This window comes from Methylobacterium sp. D48H (assembly GCF_053345715.1).
Genome location: NZ_JBKFAP010000002.1, coordinates 187357 through 208194 on the forward strand (window position 1 = coordinate 187357; position 20838 = coordinate 208194).

20 protein-coding genes and 1 pseudogene are annotated in these 20838 nt (G+C 71.9%); 13 read left to right on the plus strand and 8 right to left on the minus strand.

The features are described from left to right. Positions 1-27: 27 nt before the first annotated feature. The 6 genes and pseudogenes from ACLBX8_RS06995 (at position 28) to ACLBX8_RS07020 (ending at position 5234) form a co-directional block, all read left to right on the plus strand. The gene (locus tag ACLBX8_RS06995) at positions 28-1008 is read left to right on the plus strand and encodes an ABC transporter substrate-binding protein (protein ID WP_447698686.1); all 981 of its coding nucleotides are present in this window, start codon (positions 28-30) and stop codon (positions 1006-1008) included. Between the two features lie 60 nt (positions 1009-1068). After that, entirely contained in the window at positions 1069-1806 is a 738-nt protein-coding gene (locus tag ACLBX8_RS07000; RefSeq protein WP_056528723.1) for an ABC transporter permease, read from the plus strand. Next, a complete protein-coding gene (locus ACLBX8_RS07005) occupies positions 1787-2521 on the plus strand; it encodes an ABC transporter ATP-binding protein (RefSeq protein ID WP_447698685.1) in 735 nt (244 codons plus the stop codon). The genes ACLBX8_RS07000 and ACLBX8_RS07005 overlap by 20 nt, the downstream gene beginning before the upstream one ends. A gap of 174 nt (positions 2522-2695) precedes the next feature. Continuing rightward, a pseudogene (locus ACLBX8_RS07010) lies at positions 2696-2792 on the plus strand (isocitrate lyase/phosphoenolpyruvate mutase family protein); the annotation flags it as partial. Positions 2793-3094: 302 nt separating this feature from the next. Continuing rightward, positions 3095-4312: an MFS transporter gene (locus ACLBX8_RS07015; RefSeq protein WP_447698684.1), complete on the plus strand. Its 1218-nt coding sequence runs from the start codon at positions 3095-3097 to the stop codon at positions 4310-4312. Positions 4313-4346: 34 nt separating this feature from the next. After that, a complete protein-coding gene (locus ACLBX8_RS07020) occupies positions 4347-5234 on the plus strand; it encodes a LysR substrate-binding domain-containing protein (RefSeq protein WP_447698683.1) in 888 nt (295 codons plus the stop codon). Between the two features lie 9 nt (positions 5235-5243). On the opposite strand, the gene ACLBX8_RS07025 is transcribed toward ACLBX8_RS07020, so the two are convergent. From ACLBX8_RS07025 to ACLBX8_RS07045, 5 genes are all read right to left on the minus strand, one after another. Next, the gene (locus tag ACLBX8_RS07025; RefSeq protein WP_447698682.1) at positions 5244-5576 is read right to left on the minus strand and encodes a cytochrome c; all 333 of its coding nucleotides are present in this window, start codon (positions 5574-5576) and stop codon (positions 5244-5246) included. A gap of 11 nt (positions 5577-5587) precedes the next feature. Further along, positions 5588-6805: a molybdopterin-dependent oxidoreductase gene (locus ACLBX8_RS07030; protein WP_447714815.1), complete on the minus strand. Its 1218-nt coding sequence runs from the start codon at positions 6803-6805 to the stop codon at positions 5588-5590. 494 nt (positions 6806-7299) lie between these two features. Beyond that, positions 7300-7815: a DUF2165 family protein gene (locus tag ACLBX8_RS07035; RefSeq protein WP_447714816.1), complete on the minus strand. Its 516-nt coding sequence runs from the start codon at positions 7813-7815 to the stop codon at positions 7300-7302. Between the two features lie 71 nt (positions 7816-7886). After that, a complete protein-coding gene (locus ACLBX8_RS07040) occupies positions 7887-9803 on the minus strand; it encodes a hypothetical protein (RefSeq protein ID WP_447714817.1) in 1917 nt (638 codons plus the stop codon). A 145-nt stretch (positions 9804-9948) separates the two neighbouring features. After that, positions 9949-10275 (minus strand): HesB/IscA family protein, encoded by a 327-nt coding sequence (locus tag ACLBX8_RS07045; RefSeq protein WP_020092036.1) that lies wholly within the window; start codon positions 10273-10275, stop codon positions 9949-9951. A gap of 153 nt (positions 10276-10428) precedes the next feature. Here ACLBX8_RS07045 and ACLBX8_RS07050 point away from each other — a divergent pair, with 153 nt between their 5' ends. After that, positions 10429-11676, plus strand: a complete 1248-nt coding sequence (locus ACLBX8_RS07050) for a deoxyguanosinetriphosphate triphosphohydrolase (protein WP_091676856.1) — start codon at positions 10429-10431, stop codon at positions 11674-11676. 25 nt (positions 11677-11701) lie between these two features. Here ACLBX8_RS07050 and ACLBX8_RS07055 read toward each other — a convergent pair whose 3' ends face one another. Next, on the minus strand, positions 11702-12133 hold the full coding sequence (locus ACLBX8_RS07055) for a hypothetical protein (RefSeq protein ID WP_447714818.1): 432 nt from the start codon (positions 12131-12133) through the stop codon (positions 11702-11704). Between the two features lie 279 nt (positions 12134-12412). On the opposite strand from ACLBX8_RS07055, the gene argS reads away from it, so the two are divergent. From argS to tatC, 6 genes are all read left to right on the plus strand, one after another. Beyond that, positions 12413-14164 carry an arginine--tRNA ligase gene (argS, locus tag ACLBX8_RS07060; protein WP_447714819.1) on the plus strand — a complete coding sequence of 584 codons (1752 nt, stop codon included), beginning with the start codon at positions 12413-12415 and terminating at the stop codon, positions 14162-14164. Between the two features lie 48 nt (positions 14165-14212). Then, positions 14213-15592, plus strand: coding sequence for an SPOR domain-containing protein (locus ACLBX8_RS07065; RefSeq protein WP_091976498.1), 1380 nt, complete (start codon positions 14213-14215; stop codon positions 15590-15592). 262 nt (positions 15593-15854) lie between these two features. Next, the gene (gene nagZ, locus ACLBX8_RS07070; protein ID WP_447698675.1) at positions 15855-16859 is read left to right on the plus strand and encodes a beta-N-acetylhexosaminidase; all 1005 of its coding nucleotides are present in this window, start codon (positions 15855-15857) and stop codon (positions 16857-16859) included. Between the two features lie 157 nt (positions 16860-17016). After that, positions 17017-17289, plus strand: a complete 273-nt coding sequence (locus ACLBX8_RS07075) for a twin-arginine translocase TatA/TatE family subunit (protein WP_020092042.1) — start codon at positions 17017-17019, stop codon at positions 17287-17289. Positions 17290-17392: 103 nt separating this feature from the next. Then, positions 17393-17992, plus strand: coding sequence for a Sec-independent protein translocase protein TatB (tatB, locus tag ACLBX8_RS07080; RefSeq protein ID WP_447698674.1), 600 nt, complete (start codon positions 17393-17395; stop codon positions 17990-17992). Continuing rightward, positions 17989-18789 carry a twin-arginine translocase subunit TatC gene (gene tatC, locus ACLBX8_RS07085; protein ID WP_020092044.1) on the plus strand — a complete coding sequence of 267 codons (801 nt, stop codon included), beginning with the start codon at positions 17989-17991 and terminating at the stop codon, positions 18787-18789. Before tatB ends, tatC begins: the two co-directional genes overlap by 4 nt. A gap of 15 nt (positions 18790-18804) precedes the next feature. On the opposite strand, the gene ACLBX8_RS07090 is transcribed toward tatC, so the two are convergent. Together ACLBX8_RS07090 and tyrS are read right to left on the minus strand one after the other, a co-directional pair. Further along, positions 18805-19488 (minus strand): response regulator, encoded by a 684-nt coding sequence (locus ACLBX8_RS07090; RefSeq protein WP_447681375.1) that lies wholly within the window; start codon positions 19486-19488, stop codon positions 18805-18807. A gap of 32 nt (positions 19489-19520) precedes the next feature. Next, positions 19521-20792, minus strand: a complete 1272-nt coding sequence (tyrS, locus tag ACLBX8_RS07095) for a tyrosine--tRNA ligase (protein WP_447698806.1) — start codon at positions 20790-20792, stop codon at positions 19521-19523. Between the last annotated feature and the right edge of the window lie 46 nt (positions 20793-20838).

Sequence of the window (20838 nt, forward strand, 5' to 3'; positions counted from 1 at the left end):
CTGCGCAATACGATGGGAGAAGGCGTGATGCTGTCACGGCGCGCGATGCTCGCCGGGGGCCTGCTCGGCGGCCTCGGCCTGCGGGCGGCGCGCGCCGACGTGCCGACGATCCGCCTCGGCAGCCTGCCCTTCGGCACGTCCACCTGGGAGGCGGCCGTGATCAAGGCCCGCGGCCTCGACACGGCCAACGGTTTCGAGCTGGACGCGGTCAAGCTCGCCGGCAACGACGCGGCCCGGATCAGCTTCATCGGCGGGCAGGTCGACACGATCATCGGCGACCTGCTCTGGGCTGCCCGCCTCGGCAACGACGGCCAGGCGGTCCGCTTCATCCCGTACTCGACCTCCGAGGGCGGCGTGATGGTGCCGGGCGGCAGCCCGGTGAAGAGCCTCAAGGATCTCGCGGGCAAGCGCCTCGGGGTGGCGGGCGGCCCCCTGGACAAGAACTGGCTCCTCCTCCGGGCACAGGCCAAGGACGCGGCCGGCATCGACCTCGAGCAGGCCGCCGAGATCGCCTACGGCGCCCCGCCTCTGATCACGCTGAAGCTGGAGCAGGGCGCCCTCGACGCGGCGCTGACCTACTGGACCTACTGCGCCCGCCTGAAGGCCAAGGGCTATCGGCAGCTGGTCGGGGCCGAGGACATCATGCACGCCCTCGGGGTCCCGGGCGACGTGGCGCTGATCGGCTACCTGTTCCAGGACGCCACCGTGAAGGAGAAGCCCGCGGCCGTGGCGGCCTTCGCCCGGGCCTCGCGGGCCGCAAAGGACATGCTCGCCTCCGACCCCAGCACGTGGGAGATCGTGCGCCCGCTGATGGCGGCGGAGGACGAGGCGACCTTCGAGGCCCTGAAGCACGATTTCCTGGCCGGCATTCCGCGCCGCTCCATCGCGGAGGAGCGCGCCGACGCCGAGAAGCTCTACGCGGTGATGGCGCGGCTCGGCGGCGCCCGCCTCGTCGGAAAGGGCAGCGCGCTCCCGCCGGACCTCTACTACACCGGCCGCAATGGTTGAGGCGGCCGCCCGGCGGGCGCGCGTGTCGACCGTCAAGACTATCAGGATCATCGGGACCGCATGGGCGCGCTGACCCGTATCGCGTCCCTGGCCGTGCTCCTCGCCGCCTGGCAGTTCGCCGCGATGGAGGCGGGCTCCCGCCTGCTGCCGGCGCCCCTCGCGGTGCTGCGCTTCATCGTTCAGGAGGCGGAGCGCGGCGACCTCGCGCACAACGTGGGCATGACGCTGCTCCGCGTGGCGATCTCCTTCACCGTGGCGATGGTCCTCGGCGTCCTCCTCGGCGTCGCGCTCGGACGGTCCAAGGCCGCCGACCTCACCCTCGACACGCCGCTGCTCGTCCTCCTGAACACGCCCGCCTTGGTGATCACGGTCCTGGCTTATGTCTGGGTCGGCCTCACCGAGACCGCCGCGATCCTGGCGGTGGTGCTCAACAAGCTGCCGAACGTCGCGGTGATCGTGCGCGAGGGCGCGCGGAATCTCGATCCCGGGCTCGACGAGATGGCCCGCGCCTACCGACTCGACCGGCGCAGCTGGGCCCGCGACATCCTGATCCCGCAGCTCCAGCCCTACATGGTCACGGCGGCGCGGTCGGGCCTCTCGCTCGCCTGGAAGATCGTGCTGGTCGTGGAGCTGCTCGGGCGCCCGGACGGGGTCGGCTTCGCGATCAACTACTACTTCGTCCAGAGCACCGACGTGGCGGCCATCATCGGCTACAGCCTCGTCTTCATGGCCGTGATGATCGGCATCGACGTCCTCCTCCTCCAGCGGCTCGAAGCCTATGTCCGTCGCTGGCGCTGAGCCCGTCCTCCAGGTCGCGATCGCGTCGAAATGGTACCGGCCCGCCCGGGCCGAGGCGGTCGAGGCCGTCCGGAACCTGACCTTCGGCGTCGGCGCCGGGGAGATCGTCTGCCTGATCGGGCCGTCGGGCGCCGGCAAGACCACCACCCTGCGGATCCTGCTCGGCCTCGACACCGCGTTCGAGGGCCGCGTCTCCGGCGCGGACCGGGCGGGCATCGTGTTCCAGGAGCCGCGGCTCCTGCCCTGGCGCAGCGTCGAGCACAACGTCCGCCTCGGCCTGCCCCGGGCACGGCGCGGGCGCGATCTCGACGATCTGTTCGCGCGGCTCGGCCTGACGGCGTGGCGGACGCGCTACCCGAAGGCGCTGTCGCTGGGCATGCAGCGGCGCGTGGCGCTGGCGCGCGCCCTGGCCGACGGCCCGCGCGTCCTCGTCCTCGACGAACCGTTCGTGTCCCTCGACGACGCCGCCGCCGCGGAGCTGCGCGGCCTCGTGGTGGACACGGTGGACCGGGCCGGCATGAGCGTGCTGATGGTGACGCACAACGTCGCCGAGGCGATCGGGATCGCAGACCGGCTGCTCCTCGTGTCGCGGCGCCCGGCCAGTCTCATCGCCGACGTCCGCCTCGACCGGCCGCGCCGGGAACGCGACCGCGCCTGGGCCGAGGCGACGCGGGCGAACCTCTCCGCGCAGCATCCGGAGATCATCGCGCAGTGACGCGTGTCGCGCCGGCCGTTCGGCCGATGCCATCGGTCCAGGTCGGCCACTGCGTTCAGCGCGCCTCCCGAACGGATCGTTGAACCTCCCTCCATCTCAACCTCGGACGATCCCCGGCCAGGCAGGCCATCCCCCCGCGGGACCCGATTGGCGTAGGGGCGCCCGAGGGAGGTGCGGATCAGTATCGGCGGGTGGTTCGCGCGGGCGGTCCTCGGCGGTCTCGCGCACGCGGCGCGGGAGGTGCTGGAACGCGGCACCTTCAGCGACGCGGCGGAGGCCGTGTCGGGCGGTGGGGCGAAAGCCTACAGGGCTGAAGAGCCGCGGCAGGCGCGACCGCTCGGGATCGCTGCCGCACGGCGGGCGATCCTGTGGAGAGCGGGCGCCGATCGACCCGGATGCGCGAATTGCGGCGAAGGACCGGGCGGCACGGTTTGTCATCGCGTCGCGATACGGACGAGAACGCCGCCGCTATACCGGTGCCCTCGTCGCACCGGCCCACCCGAAGTCGGCCCCGCGCCGCGATGAACGCCGGACCGGCCGGCCGCGGAGCCTTGTCGAATCCAGAGCGTCCCGATGTCCCGCACGTCCCCCTCGGCCATCGACCGCGCCCCCGTTGCCGACCTGTCGGGGACCGGCAATGTGGTCAGGCTGGCCGTCGCGCAGGCCCTCGCCGGCGCGAACTCGACCGTCGTGTTCGCGACAGGCGCGGTCGTCGGCAACATGCTCGCGCCGAGCAAGGTTCTGGCCACATTGCCGATCTCGATCTTCGTGGTCGGGATGGCCGCCTGCGCCCTTCCGACCGGCAGCATCGCCAGGCGCCACGGGCGCCGCACCGTCTTCATGGTCGGCACCGGGTGCGGCGTGCTCGTCGGCCTGCTCTCGGCCTGGGCGATCGTCGCGGCCAGTTTCTGGCTGTTCTGCGCGGCGATGTTCCTCGGGGGCGCCTACGCGGCCGTGGTCTTCTCGTTCCGCTTCGCCGCCGCGGACTGCGTTCCGGCCGACCGCCGCCCGCGGGCGCTGTCGGCCGTCATGGCCGGCGGCGTCTTCGGCGGGGTGATCGGGCCGCAGCTCGTCACCCACACCATGGACCTGTGGCCACCCTACCTGTTCGCCGCCACCTTCCTGGCCCAGGCCGCCGTCGCCGCCGCGGCCGCCCTGATCCTGGCGGGCGTTCGCCTGCCGCGGCCGTCCGCCGAGTCCGTCTCGGGCGGACGACCGCTGGCCGTCATTCTCGCGCAGCCGCGCTTCGTGATCGCGGTGATCTGCGGGGCCGTGTCCTACCTGCTGATGAACTTCGTCATGACGGCCGCCCCGCTGGCCATGCGCCTGTGCGGCCACGCGCAGGAGGATGCCAATCTGGGCCTGCAGTGGCACGTCATCGCCATGTACGGCCCGAGCTTCTTCACCGGGCGACTGATCACGCGCTTCGGCGCGTCCCGCGTGGTGGCGACCGGCCTCACCTTGACGGGGGCGGCCGCGCTCGTCGGACTCGCGGGCGCGGACGTCGGGCATTTCTGGCTGTCCCTCATCCTCCTCGGCGTCGGCTGGAATTTCGGCTTCGTCGGCGCCTCCGCGATGGTGCTGGACTGTCATCGCCCGGAGGAGCGGACGCGGGTGCAGTCGATCAACGACTTCATCGTGTTCGGAATGGTGGCGGTCGGTTCGTTCTCGTCGGGGGGCCTGCTGACGAGCTACGGCTGGGACACGGTTCTCTGGGTGTCCTTCGCGCCCTTGGCGCTGGCCGCGACGGCGCTCGCGCTCACGACAGGGCGCGGCGCGAAGGCGTGGTAGCCTGGATCGTCCCTCGCGGTCGCAGAGCCCGTCGATGACCCTCGATCAGTTGCGCATCTTCGTGGCGGTCGCAGAGCGTCAGCACGTCACCCGCGCGGCCGAGGCCTTGAACATCGTGCAGTCCGCGGTCAGCGCCGCGGTGTCCGGGCTGGAAGAGCGCCACGCGGTGAAGCTGTTCCACCGGGTCGGCCGCGGGATCGAGCTGACCGATGCCGGTCGCGTCTTCCTCGAAGAGGCCCGTGCGGTCCTCGCCCGCGCCGAGGCGGCCGAGCGGGTCTTGGCCGACCTGAGCGGCCTGCGGCGGGGAAGCCTGCGCGTTCACGCGAGCCAGACCATCGCCAGCCACTGGCTGCCCCGCCATCTCGTCGCGTTCCGGGCCGCCCATCCGGACATCACGATCCGGCTTGCCGTGGGCAACACCGCGGAGGTGGCGCGGGCGGTCGCCGATGGTTCGGCCGAACTCGGCTTCGTCGAGGGCGAGGTCGAGGATCCGGTTCTGGCGAGCGCGGCGGTCGCGCAGGATCGGCTCGTGCTCGTCGTGCCGGCCGGCCACCCCTTCTCGGCCCGGGAGACCCTGACGGCCGCCGATCTCGCGGGCCACCCGTGGGTGCTGCGCGAGGCGGGTTCCGGAACGCGCTCCGCCTTCGAGGCGGCGCTCGCGGCGGCGGGGCTGGCGCTCACGGATGTGACGGTGTCGCTCGAGCTGCCCTCCAACGAGGCCGTGCTCGCCGCGATCGAGGCCGGGGCCGGTGCCAGCGTCCTGTCGGAGGCGGTCGTGGCGGGCAAGCTGGCCGCCGGCGCGCTCGTCGCGCCGCCGTTCCCGTTGCCGGCACGGACCTTCTGGATGCTGCGCCACAGGGAGCGGTACCGGAGCCGCGCCGCGGACGCCCTGCTCGGCCTGATCCGGGACGGGGCGCCGTGAGCGGCGCAGTCAGGGCCGCGGCTTCAGCGCGGCGAGATAGTCGATGATGGCCTGCCGGTCGGCGGGATCCACGCTGGCCTTGTAGCTGTGAATCATCTTGTCGACGATCCCGCTCCACTGCGCCTTCGACAGGGGGGGCTGCGTGAGGATCATCCCGGCCGAGTGACAGGCGAGGCAGGTGTTGCTGATCGCCTCGGCGCCCGGTCCCGCCGGGAAGACCTGATCGGACGTGGGCCATTCGACCTGCTGCGACGTGAAGCGCATCGGTTCCGGCGCGGCGGCCGCGGAAACGGGGATCAGGGCGAGCGCGGCCAGGCAGCGCGCTGTTGGCGGCAGGGACATGAAACTCCTCCTCAGGCGACCTGGAGCGTCACGGTCTCGACGCCGGTCTGCATGAAGCCCGCGCCGTTCCAGACCGGGTCCATCGGCTGCGCGAGTCCGTTCGTGTTGGTGCAGCGGACCTTGACGGCGCGGGTGCCGGTCGCGAGGGCCGGCAAGCCGACGTCGAAGCGGCGGAAACTGTAGGCGCCCGCGTCGGCCCCGAGCCGCGTCGGCGCCCAAGACGCGCCGCCGTCGGTCGAGATCTCCACGGACCTGACCCCGCAATCGCCGCCGAAGGCGATGCCGCGCACGGCCACCGGCGCGCCGGCCGCGACCCGGGCGCCGTCCTGCAGATTCGTCACGAAGGCGCGCGGCACCATGCGGTCGATCGGCACCGTCTTGAAACCGGTCTGGCCGGGCCGGACGTTGGCTCCCGGCACGTCCGGGATGCGGTAGGCGGTCTCCATCCAGTACTGATCGTCGGGCCTGTCCAGAACCTCGATGTCCGACAGCATCTTGACCCAGTAGGTCGAGTACCGGCCCGGAACGACGAGGCGCAGCGGGAAGCCGTTCAGCAGCGGCAACTGCGCGCCGTTCATCGCGTAGGCGATCATCACCTCGCCGTCGCGGGCATGGTCCAGGGCGAGGGATTTCCGGAAGTGCGGCGCGTCGCTCACGACCGGCTCATCGAGGCCGGCGAAGCGCACCTGTACGGCCCCGGCCCTCACGCCCGCGCGGTCGAGCACGTCCTTCAGGCGCACGCCGGTCCAGAGGGCGTTCCCCATCGCGCCGTTGGCCCACTGCGCGCCGGGGACCCGCGGCACGAACAGGCCTCGCGAATTGCCCGAGCACTGGTTGACCGCCGCGATCTCGAATCGCGGCATGTCGGCGAGTGCGTCGAGGGACAGCGACAGGGCCGTCTCGACGTGGCCGCGCACTGTCAGACGGAAGGACGGCACGTCGATCGCGGTCGGGATCTCGGCCCAGTGCCAGCGCACGTAGAAGCGGTCGTTGGGGGTGTACACGCCCTCGTCGAACACCGCGAAGGGTGTCTCCAGCAGCGGCGGCCGGGTGCGCTGCAGGATCATCGCGCCCTTCCCGGGGAAGGCGGTCGTGATCGCGCGCTGCTCGGGACCGCCGGGCAGGGGGAGTCTGACCGTGCCGGCGGCCCAAGCCGGGGCGGCCGCAGCGAGGCCTCCGAGGCCGAGGCCGGCCAGCACGGCACGGCGGGGAAGGGCGGATTGGCTCACGGCGGTGTCTCCTCAACAGCGTGGGGTAACTCGATGACCGTTGCTCTGCGGTTTGCAGATCGCGGTTCCACGGTCCGATTTCTCTCCTGACGATCCTCGAACCGGGCTTGGGCATCGCGCGATGCCGGAAGGTGGATCAGGTGGAGGCTGACGGCGGTGAGCGCGGCGAGCGAGGGTGTGGGTCCGGGACTCGGCCGACGATCGCGGCCTCGACCGCCTCGGGCCAACGGCTCCGAGGCTGACCGCGAGGCGGGAGCCAAGCCTGGCTACGGAACCGCGGATGCGGCACGCGATCGAAAGAGGGTTGGACCTGCTCGACACGGCTCGGCTCCAGAACAGGGAGCCACCATCCCTCTCGCCGAGTGTTCAATCCAACAGAACTTATCGAACGAACTGATCGCGATTCCCGATCGTTCCGGGTGGCAGTGCGGCGAGCTTCGAGAACGCGGTCGGCACGACAGCCCCCGCGTCGGGGCAGTGCCGGCCGCGCGATCTCAGCCTCTGCGGCCCGCCTCCGGATCCTCGGCCTCGGGCAGGGCGACGTAGATCATCACGCCGAGGACCGTCATGGCGAAGCGAAAGGCGGATTGCTGGCCGTTCCAGACCTTCGACATCCACATGCCGAACCACTCGGCGCCGATGCCCAGGAAGCCCGCCTGCCAGACCAGGAAGCCAACGCTCAGGCCGGCGATCGCCCAGGTCTTGGCCCGGTCGAAGTCGCCGCGCGGAGCCCGCAGCCGCGCCAGCATCAGCGCGACGCCGATCCAGAGCAGGAGCGCCGTGACAGCCTCCCCGGCGACGATCATCGCGAAGGCGCCGCGCTGCAGTGCCGGATCGGTGATCGCGCGGTCGGCGATGCCCGAATCCGGCAGGATCGTGTCCATCGACAGCACGTGCTGCACGAAGGCGAGGTTCACCGCCGGCTCCGTGACGTTGCCGTACACGACCAGCGTGCAGGTCAGTGCCAGGGCGCCGACGAGGGCGGCCTTCGAGAGGCGGACGGCGAGCATGGGCGGCCCTTCCAGATATGCGGGCGTCGCCATCGGAGCCGGGCCACGGCCTCGGCCGATCGCGGTGCCCCTCAGTTCGCCTTCGCCTCGACCTCGAGCCGGTCGAGGACGGCGGCCGGTGAGCGCGCCGCGCCCAGGTCGATGAAGCCGATCCCCGCCGGCTCCTTGGACTTGGCGTGCACCACGAGCTTGCCGGGTTTCATCACGAACTGGCCCATGGCGGCGCCGATCCCCTTGGCGGCCGCGCTGTTGCCCAGGATGATCGGCACGCCGAGCAGGCTGGCGGTGACGTATTCCTTGCGCAACTCGTCCGGCTTGAGGCTGAGATCCTTCGACTGCGCGGCCAGGAAGCGCTCGAACAGGCCGGCATTCTCGACCGTCAGGTTCAGGGTCTTGGCGCTGCCCGAGAACATCACCATGGTCGCCGCCGGCAGGGTGCCGGAGAACAGTTCGGGCCCGATGCCTCCGAGCGTGCCGGACAGGCGGACGGTGCCGATGTCCCGCCCGGAGATCGTGACCTCGCGCAGGGCGAGGTCGCGGGCCTTCTCGTCCAGGCTCGCGTCGGCCACGAGGTCGAGGTCGAGGTCTCGGTAGCCGTAGGCCGGCAGCAGGCCGAGGAGCGGCGCGCCCGCGAGCAGGTCGGCGGGCAGGCTCAGGCCGGTGAGGCTGATGCGGGTCGCGCTGGGCACGCCGTCGGTCAGCGGGCCGAAGGCCAGGGCCGCCTCGCGCAGCGCGACGCGGGGGGACGGCCGCGGCGACACCGTGACCGCCAGGGGATCCACGGTCCTGTCGGCCAGCCTGGGCTCGGGTGTCCGCGCCGACCGGCCCGGATCGGGCAGGGCGCCGCGGGCCGGGGGCCGGACGTCGCGGGGGGCCGCCCGCTCGGCCTCCGCCTCGGGCGGCAGGTCGATCGACAGGTCGGTGAGGGTGAGCGTGCCGAGCTTCGGCGTCAGGCGACGCATCTCGACGTCGGAGAAGCCGGCGCCACCCGTCGGCTCGGCGGCGATGCCCTGGAGGGTCGCGACGGTCGGCGCCAGGGAGGTCCCCAGCGCGGCCACGCGGCCGACATGGATCCGCAGCGCGCCGCGGGTCATCGACAGGTTGTCCAGGGTGGTGCCGCCCTCGGAGCCCGAGGAGGTGTAGGCGGCCCGGCCGATCTCGAACAGCACCGGCCCCTTCGGATCGGTGTCGCTGACGCTCAGGCCCTGCATCTCCAGGCTGCCGACCGAGGTGGCGTCGATGAGATCGGCGGCGGCGGCGGCCAGCGGTCGGCGGTCGCTGGCGCCGTCGAAGCCGTTCGCCACGATGGCGAAGGCACCGCTCCAGCCGTCCGGGACCTGCCGGCCGCCGAGGTCGCGGCCGTCGAGGCGGGCGATCTTCACGGTGGTGCCGCGCGCGTCCGAGTAGGTGACGTCCGAGACCTGGATGGTGCCGTAGACGCGCTGGACCGGTCCCTTGCCGTCGCCGGGCACCGTGTAGAGCCGGCTGAGCGCGGCGAGATCCAGCTCCGTGGCGCGCACCTGACCGTAGGTCCCGGACCCGCGGTTCGGCCCCGCGACGGAGCTGACCGTCGCGCCGGCCGCCGTCAGCTCGCCGACGCGGCCGGCGCGGATGTCGCGGGCGACCACGTCGCGGTAGGTCACGGTCTGCCGGTTCTCGCCGGGACCCGCGTTCTCGGAGACGAGGACCGGGACGGTCAGGCTGCCGGCGTCGAGCCGGGCGAGGCGCTGCTCCCAGGGCACGTTGGAATCCGGGCGCAGGATCGCCGCGAGATCCTCCTTGGAGAGGCGGGTGCCGCTGGCCGTCAGCTTCGGAGCCTTCAGCAGCGTGCCGCCCAGCGGGATCACCACGTCGTTGACCGTCACGTCCTGGACGGCGGCGGCGCCCTCCTGCGCGGCGAGCGGCGCGGGCGCGAGGCCGAGAAGGGCCAGCGTGACGGCCGCCGCCCAGGCCGACCGGAGGCGGAGACGGGCCTTCGGGTGGTTCATGGCAGCGTCCGGACCAGGGCTCTCGCGGGGATGCCCTAGCCGTGCCGTGTTTTGCCGGGCGAGGCAATCGCGCGCGCCGGCCCGGGCGATCGAGCCGGGAAAGGTGTCGTACGGACGCAACGGCGCGGCGGCGCCGGGCCGGGCACTACAACGAGAAGGAGGTGCCGCAGCCGCAGGAGGCGGTGGCGAGCGGGTTCTCGATCTTGAAGGACTGCCCGATCAGGTCGTTCACAAAATCGATGGTCGAGCCGCTCATGTACTCGAGCGAGACCGGATCGACGATCACGGTGGCGCCGTCGCGCTCGATCGCGACGTCCTGCGCCTCGCGGGCGCGGGTGATGTCGAAGGCGTAGGAGAAGCCCGAGCAGCCGCCGCCGTTGACGCTGATCCGCAGCGACGAGCCCGCCGGCTCCGCCACCATGATCTCGTTGATGCGCTTGGCCGCGCGGGCGGTCAGGGTGATCTCAGCCATCGGTCTCTGGCCACGCATTCGTTCGGTGGACGGCGCGCCCGGCCCGTTGCCGAGGGCGCCTCGCCCCACAAGATATGAGCCGCAAGCCCGCGCCGCAACGCGCCGGGCGGGGAGCCGTCATGAGCAGGGTGCGTGAGTTTCAGAGCGGATGCCGTGCGACCGAACGGTGAGCGCTGGCGCGCGCCCTACGCCACCGACCCGGCCCGCACCCGGGGCCGCCTGATCCCGGAGGCCGGCTCGCCGACCCGCAGCGACTTCCAGCGCGACCGGGACCGGATCATCCACTCGACAGCGTTCCGGCGGCTGAAGCACAAGACGCAGGTCTTCGTGCATCACGAGGGCGACCATTACCGCACCCGCCTGACCCACACCCTGGAGGTGAGCCAGATCGGCCGGGCGCTCGCCCGCGCCCTCGGTCTCGACGAGGACCTCGCGGAGGCTCTGGCCCTCAGCCACGACCTCGGCCACACCTGCTTCGGCCATACCGGCGAGGACGCCCTCGACGCCTGCATGGCGCGCCACGGCGGCTTCGACCACAACGCCCAGGCGCTGCGGATCGTCACCCGGCTGGAGCGGCGCTACGCCGGCTTCGACGGGCTGAACCTCGCCTGGGAGACGCTGGAGGGCCTCGTCAAGCACAACGGTCCGCTGCTCACCGCGGACGGCCACCCGACGCCCCGCTACGCCGCCCGCGGCATCCCGGCGGCGATCCTGGAATACGACGCGCTAAATCCCCTCGACCTGTGGAGTCAGGCCGGCCCCGAGGCCCAGGCTGCCTCCCTGGCGGACGACATCGCCTACGCCGCCCACGACCTCGACGACGGGCTGCGCGCCGGCCTGTTCGAGATCCCGGAGCTGCGGGCGGTCCCGTTCCTGGCCGGGCTGCTCGACGAGATCGACCGGCTGCATCCGGGCCTGGAGCCGTCGCGGATGATCCACGAGCTCGCCCGCCGGGTGATCACCCGCTTCGTCGAGGACGTCATCCGCGAGGGCGGCCGCCGCATCGCCGCCCTGGATCCGCAGCGCGTCGAGGACATCCGCAACGCGGATCAGCCCGTCATCGTGTTCTCGCCGGAGATCGCGGCGGCCGACGCCGAGATCATGCGCTTCCTGTGGGAGCGGATGTATCGGCATCCCGGCGTGGTGGCCGTGCGGAAGAAAGCGGACGCCATCGTCAACGACCTGTTCGCCGCGTTCACCGCGGCGCCGGCCCGGATGCCGGAGGAGTGGAGCGCCGGTCTCGACGGGGCCACCGAGGCCCGGGTCGCCCGCCGGGTCGCCGACTACATCGCCGGCATGACCGACACCTACGCGGTCCTGGCGCATCGCAAGCTCTACGCGACGACGCCGGACCTCCACTGGGAGTTGCCCAGCCGGGGCCTGCCCCTCGCCGAGCCCTGAGGGCCCGGCGCGGGGCCGGCGCGTGTCAGCAGCCGCAGCCGCAGGTGAAGCTGCCGTAGCACCCGCCGTAGCCGTAGCCACCATAGGCGGCGGGATAGCCGTAGCCGTAGCCGCCGTAGGCGGCCGGGTAGCCGTAGCCGTAGCCGCCATAACCGTAGCCGCCGTAGACGCTGCCGGCGGCGAGCCCGAGCCCGAGGCCGATCCCCGCGCCGGCCAGCCCGTAGCCGAGGGCCCGACCGTAGCCGCCGCGGTAGCCGTAACCGTAGCCGCGCCCGTAGAAGCCGCGGGCCGCGTAGCCACCGCGGTAGCCGTAGCCGCCGCGGTAACCGCCCCGGAATCCGCCGCCATGGAATCCGCCACCATGGAATCCGCCGCCGCGGAACCCGCCCGCCTCGGCACTCGGCGCGGCCAGGATGAGCGCGCAGAGCGCCGTGCCCGCAATCGTCAAGGTCTTCATCAGTAACTCCGCGATCGGCCTACTCACGATCGCCGACGATGACACCGTGTCGTCTCGTTCGAGACAAGACGGACACTGGGCGATCCGTATTCGTCGCGCGGGATAACCCGTCGGCGACGCGCACGTGGTTACCGGAGCGATGCCGCGATCGCGGATTCCGCGGGCTCGGTGCGCGGCCCGGCGCCGTGACACCCTCCCGCCCCCTTGCTAGACCGCCGGGGCGGGCGCAGGCCGGACGGGCCGGGCGACGAGACCCCCGCGCGAGCGAGATCGAGACCCATGAACATCTTCGCCCTGTTCGAGGCGCGCGTGCGCGAGGCCGTGGAGGCGCTGACCCGCGCCGGCCACCTGCCCGAGGGCCTCGACCTGGGCCGCGTGGTCGTCGAGCCGCCCCGCGACGCGTCGCACGGCGATCTCGCCACGAATGCCGCCCTGGTGCTCGCCAAGGAGGCGCGGACCAATCCGAAGGCGCTCGGAGAGGCCCTGGCGGAGGAACTCCGCGCGGACCCGCGGATCGTCGAGGCGAGCGTCGCCGGACCGGGCTTCATCAACCTGCGGCTCGACCCGGCGATCTTCCACGCGGTCGTGCGCGACGCGCTGACGGCGCCGGAGGCGTTCGGCCGCGCGCGGCTGCCCGGCGGCCCGATCAACGTCGAGTACGTGTCGGCGAACCCGACGGGGCCGATGCATGTCGGGCACGGCCGCGGCGCGGTGTTCGGCGACGCCCTGTGCAACCTGCTCGTCGCCGCCGGCCGGCAGGTGACGCGGGAATACTACATCAACGACGCCGGCGTTCAGGTCGACGTGCTGGCCCGCTCGGCCTTCCAGCGCTACCGCGAGGCCCTGGGCGAGCCCTTCGCGATCGCCGAGGGCCTCTACCCGGGCGACTACCTGAAGCCCGTGGGCGCCGCGCTGGCCGAGACTCACGGCCGCGCGCTCCTCGACAAGCCCGAGGCGGAGTGGCTGCCCGCGGTGCGCGAGACCGCGCTCGGCATGATGATGGAGATGATCCGGGCCGACCTGGCGGCGATCGGCATCCGCCACGACGTGTTCTTCTCCGAGCGCACGCTCCAGGAGAGCGGGGCCGTGAAGTCCCTGCTCGCGGAACTGCGCGCCAAGGGCCTCGTCTACGAGGGCCGCCTGCCGCCGCCCAAGGGTCAGCTGCCGGAGGATTGGGAGGACCGCGAGCAGACGCTGTTCCGCACCCGGGAATTCGGCGACGACAGCGACCGCCCGCTGCTGAAGTCGGACGGCTCGTACACGTACTTCGCCTCCGACATCGCCTACCACCGGGCCAAGTATCTCGCCGGCGCGACCGAGCTGATCGACGTCCTGGGCGCCGATCACGGCGGCTACGTGAAGCGCATGCAGGCTGCCGTGAAGGCGGTCAGCGACGGCAAGGCCACGCTCGACGTCAAGCTCTGCCAGCTCGTGCGGCTGTTGCGCGCAGGCGAGCCGGTCAAGATGTCCAAGCGGGCCGGCGAGTTCGTGACCCTGCGCGACGTGATCGAAGAGGTCGGCCGCGACGCGATCCGGTTCATGATGCTCTACCGGAAGAACGACGCGACCCTGGATTTCGACCTCGCCAAGGTCGTGGAGCAAACGAAGGACAACCCGGTCTTCTACGTCCAGTACGCCCATGCCCGCGTCCGCTCGGTGCAGCGGCAGGCGCGCGAGGCCTTCCCGGACGCCGACCTGTCGGCCGCGGCGCTGGCCCGTGAGGCGGACCTCTCCGTGCTGAGCGACCCGGGCGAGATCGAGATGATGCGCCTCATCGCGCAGTACCCGCGGGTCCTCGAATCCGCGGCGCTGGCGCACGAGCCGCACAGAATCGCCTTCCACCTCTATGAACTGGCCTCCGCGCTGCATAGTTTCTGGAACAAGGGCAAAGACTTGCCGCAATTACGGTTTGTTAATGCAACCGACCGAAAGTCGACGTGGGCCCGGCTGGCGCTCGTCGAAGCTCTGCGGAGCACGCTGGCGGCCGGCCTTGCGATTCTCGGTGTGACCGCGCCGGACGAGATGCGATAGGCCCGGGTGCATCGGGCCGGTCTTCGGCGTTGATGTGAGGATGCTGCCATGACGAACGCTTCGCGCGCTCAGGTCGATTTGGACGCCCTCGCGCGCGATCTGCGTCAGGAGAAGGGCCAGGCGCCGCAGGCGTCCGGCAAGGGCGACCCGCTGGCGGAACTCGCCCGCATCGTCGGCCAGGACGACCCGTTCCGGGCGCTGCTCGCGGCCCGCGACGAGATGCGCGCTGTCGCGCCCGCCGCGCCGCAGCAGGCCGCCTGGAATGCCCGGGTCGAGCCGAGCTTCGCCCCGGAACCCGCCAAGGCCACGCCGGCCGACGCGTTCGACCAGTATCTCGCCTCGGTAGAGCAGGACACGCACCGCGAGGGCGCCGGCTACGCTCCGGAGAGCGGCCCGACCTCGACCGGCGACGAGGAGACCTACGCGGACAGCCGCGCGCTCCGGCGCGCCAATCCGCGGCGGCGGCTCGTCTCGGTGGGTGCCGGCGTCGCCGTGGTGGCGCTCGCCGTCACCGGGGCGCTCACCTACAAGGGCCTGAGCAATTCGGGCCACGGCGGCGTTCCGGTGGTCCAGGCCGATTCCACGCCCCTCAAGGTCGCCCCGAAGGTCGCCGACGGCGTCGAGATCCCGGATCAGAACCGGCAGATCTACGACCCGAAGGGCAAGAAGGACGGCCAGATCAAGATCGTGAACCGCGAGGAGCAGCCCCTCGACGTGGCCGAGGCCGCCCGGGCGGCCCAGGGCCCGTCGCAGCCGAGCGGCGCCCAGGGCGGCACGACGCCGGGCAGCGGCCCGTTCGAGGCGTTCGGGGAGCCGCGCCGCGTCCGCACCGTCGCGGTCAAGCCCGAGGCACCGCCCGCGCCGCCGCCGCGCGAGCAGCAGGCCGCCGATGCCGGGCCGGCCCCGATCCCCACCATGGTCCTGCCGAGCGACGAGCCGCCCGCCCCGCCGGCCCCGAAGTCCAGGCCCGTCCGCCAGACCGCCGCAGCCATGCCGGCGACCACGGCCACGCCCGTCGACGCGCAGCCGGAAGCCGCGGTCGAGCAGCCGGCGCCCAAGCCGGTGGCCGTGAAGCCGCCGCCGAAGGCCGCCCAGCGCATCGCCGCCGTCGCTCCGGCCGGGGCGGCCGCGCCCGACACCACCGCCAGCACCACGACGGACGACGACGCCGTGAAGTCCGGCCCGGTCAGCGGCTTCTCGGTCCAGCTCGGGGTGCGCAGCTCCGCCGCCGAGGCCAAGGCCGCGTTCCACCAGTTGCAGGCCAAGTACGCGCAGCTCGCCGGCAAGCCCGAGCTGATCCGGCAGGCCGAGGTCAACGGCAAGACGATCTACCGCGTCCGCGTCGGACCGCTGGAGAAGGCCCAGGCCGCGAGCCTGTGCAGCGCCCTGCAGGGCGCGGGCGGCCAGTGCTTCGTGGCCAAGAACTGAGGCCCTGACCGGAGGCCGCGCACGGGACAGCACCCCGTCCGCGGCCTTCCGCGTCTGGCCTCCGCGTCGGGCGTCCGACCGAGTCCCGGCGGCAACAGGCGCGGCCCCATCGCGCCGTCCCTGGTCCCGGGCCGCGGTTTGGTCTTGCCGGCTCCCCGTTCCCGCCCGACTCTGTCGCAATCGATTCGCGCCGTCCGGCGGTTCCGCCGCCGTTCTCGCGCCGTCTTCGCGCCGCAACCGAGCTGTCCCCGAGTCGTTCCAGATGACCTCCCGCGCCCTGATTCTCGGCTGCACCGGCCCGTCGCTCACGGCGGAGGAGAGGGCCTTCTTCCGGGACGTGAAGCCCTGGGGCTTCATCCTGTTCAAGCGCAACATCGGGACGCCCGACGAGGTCCGCGCCCTCACCGGGGCACTCCGGGACTGCGTCGGGTCCGACCGGGCGCCGATCCTGATCGATCAGGAAGGCGGCCGGGTCCAGCGGATGGGCCCGCCCCACTGGCCGGCCTATCCGGCCGGCGGCCGCTACGGCCGCCTGAACGGCAGCGCCGCGACCGTCGCCCGGCTCGGCGCGCGCCTCATGGCGCACGACCTCGCCGAGGTCGGCATCAACGTCGACTGCGCCCCCGTCCTCGACGTGCCGGCGCCGGGCTCGCACGACATCATCGGCGACCGGGCCTACGGGACGAGCCCGGAGCGGGTCGCCGAGATCGGACGCGCCGTCGCCGAGGGCCTGATGGCCGGCGGCGTCCTGCCGGTGATGAAGCACATCCCCGGGCACGGGCGCGCCACCTGCGACAGCCACCACGGCCTCCCGGTGGTCGACGCGACCCGCGCGGATCTCTCCGGGCAGGATTTCCGCACCTTCCGCGCCCTCGCGGACCTGCCGATGGCGATGAGCGCGCACGTCGTCTTCACCGCCATCGATCCCGACCGGCCGGCGACCCAGTCGGACACCGTCATCCGCGACATCATCCGCGGCGCCATCGGCTTCGACGGCCTGCTGATGACCGACGACCTGTCCATGCACGCGCTGACCGGCACGTTCCGCGACCGGACGGAGCGCGCCTTCGCGGCGGGGATCGACATCGGCCTCCACTGCAACGGCGCGCGCGACGAGATGCAGGCTGTGGCCGAGGCGGCGCCCGAACTGACCGGCGAGGCCGCACGGCGCGCCGCCGCCGCGCTGGCGCGGCTCGACCCCGCCGGCGACGGGCTCGACGTCGCGGAAGCCCGCGACCGCTTCGCCGCGGCCCTCGCCGCCGCCTGACCTGAGACACCGCGCGGCGATCCATCGCGGCCTTCCACCGGCCGTGGCATCGCCTCTGCTTGTGTTCGGGCGGCGCGATCCCTAGGTTCGCCCCGAAATCCTCAACCGGACGTGGCGTCACGCTCCCGCTTCTTCGGGGCGCCCGCAGGAGGTTGCCATGGGCAGCATGAGTATCTGGCACTGGGTCATCGTCGCGGTCATCGTGATGCTGCTCTTCGGACGCGGCAAGGTGTCCGACCTGATGGGCGACGTCGCCAAGGGCATCAAGGCCTTCAAGAAGGGCATGGCCGAGGACGAGACCCCGCCGGCGGCCCAGGCCGCGCCGCCGCCGGCCGAGCCGGTTCGCACCATCCCGCACACCGCCGAGACGAGCCCCGGCACCGCGATCCCGGCGAGTCATATCCCCGGCGGCGAGCGCAAGCCGGTCTGACGGCGAGCTTGACTGTAGGACTGTCAGAGCGCGCGCGCTCGTGTAGAGCCTGACGGGGTCCGGCCGCCGTGCCGGATCTCGGGGCAGCAGGACCGTCGACGACATGCTGGACATGAGCTGGGGCGAGGTGATGCTGATCGGCGGCGTCGCCCTCATCGTCATCGGGCCGAAGGATCTGCCGAAGGCGCTGCGCACCGTCGGGCAGATCACCACGAAGCTGCGCCGCATGGCCGGCGAGTTTCAGATGCAGTTCAACGAGGCGATCCGCGAGGCCGAGCTCGACGACGTCCGACGCGAGGTCGACGGCATCCGCAACACCGTCCGCACGGCGGGCTCGACCTTCAATCCGGTGCAGACGATCCGCGACGAACTGAAGGGCGCCGTCGAGGGCCGGGCCAAGATGGGTCCGGAGAAGATGGGACCGGAGATGCCCGGCCCCGAGACGACCCCGGTCGAGACCCGGTCGCTGGCCGACGCCACGGCGCAGCTGAAGGCCGAGCAGGAAGCCGCGGCGGCACCTCACGCCGCCGATACGCATCCGGTGACGCCCGCCGGCGCGTCGGACCATGGTGCGACGACCGAGGTCGCGGAGGCGCCCCTGCCCGTGCCCGGCTCAGTGGACGATCCGTTCGGCCCACCGCTCGACCCGCCCGCCGCGCATCCCGCCACCGAAGAGTCTAAGAACGGCACGGCTGCCCGATGATCAGCGAGGCGGACGAGGCCGAGATCGAGGCGTCCCGGGCGCCCCTGCTCGAACATCTGATCGAATTGCGGTCGCGGCTGATCAAGTCGCTCATCGCCTTCGTGCTGATGTTCTTCGCGTGCTTCTTCTTCTCGCGCGATATCTACAACGTGCTGGTCTATCCCTACGTCTCCATCGTGGGTGCGCAGAACGCCGAGCTGATCGCCACGCACTTCCTCGAGCAGGTCTTCACCAACATCAAGCTCAGCGTCTTCGGCGCGGCCTTCCTCGCCTTCCCGGTGATCGCGACGCAGATCTACGCCTTCGTGGCACCCGGCCTCTACCGCAACGAGCGCAAGGCGTTCCTGCCCTACCTCGTGGCCACCCCGATCTTCTTCCTGCTCGGCGCGCTCGTGGTGTTCTTCCTGGCGATGCCGCTGCTGATCAAATTCTCGGTGTCGCTCCAGCAGGTGGGCGTCGCCGGGGAGCCGACGATCAAGCTGCTCCCGAAGGTCGACGAGTACCTGTCGCTGATCATGACGCTGATCTTCGCGTTCGGCATCGCCTTCCAGCTGCCGGTGATCCTGACACTGCTCGGCCAGATCGGGATCATCGACGCGGCGTTCCTGCGCGAGAAGCGCCGCTACGCGATCGTGCTGGTCTTCGTCGCCGCCGCCATCCTGACCCCGCCGGACGTCATCTCGCAGCTCTCCCTCGCGATCCCGATGCTGCTCCTCTACGAGGCCTCGGTGTTCTCGGTGGCGCGGGTCGAGAAGCTGCGCGCCGCGCGGCGCGTCGAGGAGGGGCTGGAGCCCTGAGCCGGCGCGCCGGGCTCAGTCCGGCGCGCGCAGGCGGTAGCCGACGCCGGTCTCGGTGAGCAGGTAGCGCGGGCGCTCGGGATCGGGCTCGAGCTTCTGGCGCAGCTGCCGGATGTAGACGCGCAGGTACTGCGGGTCCGACGAAGCCGGCGCGTGGCGCATGAGCTGCGCGTGGGTGAGCACCTTGCCGGCGTGCTGCACCAGCACGCGCAGGAACTCGTATTCCCGCGGCGACAGCTTCACCTCGCGCTCGCCGACGCGGACGATGCGGCGGACGAGGTCGACCGAGAGGTCCTCGACCCGGAAGACCGGCCGCTCCCCCTGCATGGCGAGGCGATGGCGCAGGGCCGCGCGGATGCGCGCCAGCAACTCGTTCATGCCGAAGGGCTTGGTGACGTAGTCGTCGGCGCCGAGATCGAGAGCCTCGACCTTGCCGCGCTCGTCGTCGCGGCTCGACAGGATCACGACCGGCAGGTCGGGCCAGCGCTCGCGGATCGCCGCCAGGAGGGCGTGGCCGGCCATGTCGGGCAGGCCGAGGTCGAGGATCGCGAGATCCACCCCGCCGGTCTCCAGGGCGGCGAGGGCCGCGGCCCCGTCGGCCGCCTCGACGACCGCGTAGTCCTGCGTCCCGAGACCGGTGCGGAGCAGCCGGCGGATCGGCGGCTCGTCGTCGATCACCAGGATGCGGGCTATGCTCACGCGTTCCGTCCCTCGTGGCGGTCTCGGGCGGCCTATTCGGGCCGCAACAGCACGTGCCGCTTCTTGCCGAAGGAGAGCTTGATCACCCCGTCCGCGGTCACGTCGCCGCGGCCGAGGACGGCCTTCTCGTCCGTGACCGCCACGTCGTTGACCCGCAGGCCGCCGCCCTTGATCTGACGGCGCGCCTCGCTGGTGGACGGCACGAGCTTGGCGACCTCCGGCCCGAAGGCGGTGAGCACGCCGAGGCCCGCCTCCAGGGCGGCGGACGGCACGGTGACGCTCGGGAGGTCGGCGGCCAGCGTCCCCTCGACGAAGGTCTTGCGGGCGGTCTCGGCGGCGGCCTCGGCGGCCTCGCGGCCGTGCATCAGCGCGGTCGCCTCCGTGGCCAGCACCATCTTGGCCGCGTTGATCTCGGAGCCGGCGAGGGCGGAGAGGCGCGCGATCTCCTCCATGGGCAGCAGGGTGAACAGCTTGAGGAAGCGGGCCACGTCCGCGTCCTCGGTGTTCCGCCAGAACTGCCAGTAATCGTAGGGCTTCAGCATGTCCGGGTTGAGCCAGACGGCGCCGGCCGCGGTCTTGCCCATCTTGGCGCCGGACGACGTGGTCAGCAGCGGGCAGGTCAGGGCGTAGAGCTGCGGCGTGCCCATGCGGCGGCCGAGATCGATGCCGTTGACGATGTTGCCCCACTGGTCCGATCCGCCCATCTGCATGACGCAGCCGTAGCGGCGATTCAGCTCCACGAAGTCGTAGGACTGAAGGATCATGTAGTTGAACTCGAGGAACGACAGCTCCTGGTCGCGCTCCAGGCGCAGGCGCACGCTGTCCATCGACAGCATGCGGTTCACCGAGAAATGGCGGCCGACGTCGCGCAGCATCTCGATGTAGTTGAGCTTGGTCAGCCACTCGGCGTTATCGACCATCACGGCGTCGCCGGCCGCGTCGCCGAAACGCAGGAACCGGTCGAAGGTCTTGCGGATCTCGGCCTTGTTGGCGTCGATCTGCTCGACGGTGAGGATCTTGCGGGTCTCGTCGCGGCCGGACGGGTCGCCGACCCGGGTCGTGCCGCCGCCCATCAGGGCGATGGGCCTGCCCCCAGTGGCCTGCAGCCAGTGCAGCATCATGATCGACAGGAGGTGCCCGACATGGAGCGAGGGCGCCGTGCAGTCGTAGCCGACATAGGTGGTCAGTCGGCCCTCGAGGGCCGCGGCGTCGATGCCGGCGAGGTCCGAGGTCTGGTGGATATAGCCGCGCTCGGTCAGGATCCGCAGGAAGTCGGATTTCGGCGCGAAGCTCTCGGCGGTCATGGATGCCATCTCGGGTCGCGCGCTGGCGCGACAGGCCGAGGCCCCG

Excerpts from the sequence above, each read along its gene's own strand:
- tatC (WP_020092044.1), top strand. The coding sequence starts at position 17,989 with ATGATCAGCGAGGCGGACGAGGCCGAGATCGAGGCGTCCCGGGCGCCC.
- ACLBX8_RS07040 (WP_447714817.1), bottom strand. The coding sequence starts at position 9,803 with ATGAACCACCCGAAGGCCCGTCTCCGCCTCCGGTCGGCCTGGGCGGCG.
- ACLBX8_RS06995 (WP_447698686.1), top strand. The coding sequence starts at position 28 with ATGCTGTCACGGCGCGCGATGCTCGCCGGGGGCCTGCTCGGCGGCCTC.
- ACLBX8_RS07035 (WP_447714816.1), bottom strand. The coding sequence starts at position 7,815 with ATGCTCGCCGTCCGCCTCTCGAAGGCCGCCCTCGTCGGCGCCCTGGCA.
- ACLBX8_RS07045 (WP_020092036.1), bottom strand. The coding sequence starts at position 10,275 with ATGGCTGAGATCACCCTGACCGCCCGCGCGGCCAAGCGCATCAACGAG.
- ACLBX8_RS07000 (WP_056528723.1), top strand. The coding sequence starts at position 1,069 with ATGGGCGCGCTGACCCGTATCGCGTCCCTGGCCGTGCTCCTCGCCGCC.
- ACLBX8_RS07075 (WP_020092042.1), top strand. The coding sequence starts at position 17,017 with ATGGGCAGCATGAGTATCTGGCACTGGGTCATCGTCGCGGTCATCGTG.
- tatB (WP_447698674.1), top strand. The coding sequence starts at position 17,393 with ATGCTGGACATGAGCTGGGGCGAGGTGATGCTGATCGGCGGCGTCGCC.
- argS (WP_447714819.1), top strand. The coding sequence starts at position 12,413 with ATGAACATCTTCGCCCTGTTCGAGGCGCGCGTGCGCGAGGCCGTGGAG.
- ACLBX8_RS07015 (WP_447698684.1), top strand. The coding sequence starts at position 3,095 with ATGTCCCGCACGTCCCCCTCGGCCATCGACCGCGCCCCCGTTGCCGAC.
- ACLBX8_RS07005 (WP_447698685.1), top strand. The coding sequence starts at position 1,787 with ATGTCCGTCGCTGGCGCTGAGCCCGTCCTCCAGGTCGCGATCGCGTCG.
- nagZ (WP_447698675.1), top strand. The coding sequence starts at position 15,855 with ATGACCTCCCGCGCCCTGATTCTCGGCTGCACCGGCCCGTCGCTCACG.
- ACLBX8_RS07055 (WP_447714818.1), bottom strand. The coding sequence starts at position 12,133 with ATGAAGACCTTGACGATTGCGGGCACGGCGCTCTGCGCGCTCATCCTG.
- ACLBX8_RS07020 (WP_447698683.1), top strand. The coding sequence starts at position 4,347 with ATGACCCTCGATCAGTTGCGCATCTTCGTGGCGGTCGCAGAGCGTCAG.
- ACLBX8_RS07065 (WP_091976498.1), top strand. The coding sequence starts at position 14,213 with ATGACGAACGCTTCGCGCGCTCAGGTCGATTTGGACGCCCTCGCGCGC.
- ACLBX8_RS07025 (WP_447698682.1), bottom strand. The coding sequence starts at position 5,576 with ATGTCCCTGCCGCCAACAGCGCGCTGCCTGGCCGCGCTCGCCCTGATC.
- tyrS (WP_447698806.1), bottom strand. The coding sequence starts at position 20,792 with ATGACCGCCGAGAGCTTCGCGCCGAAATCCGACTTCCTGCGGATCCTG.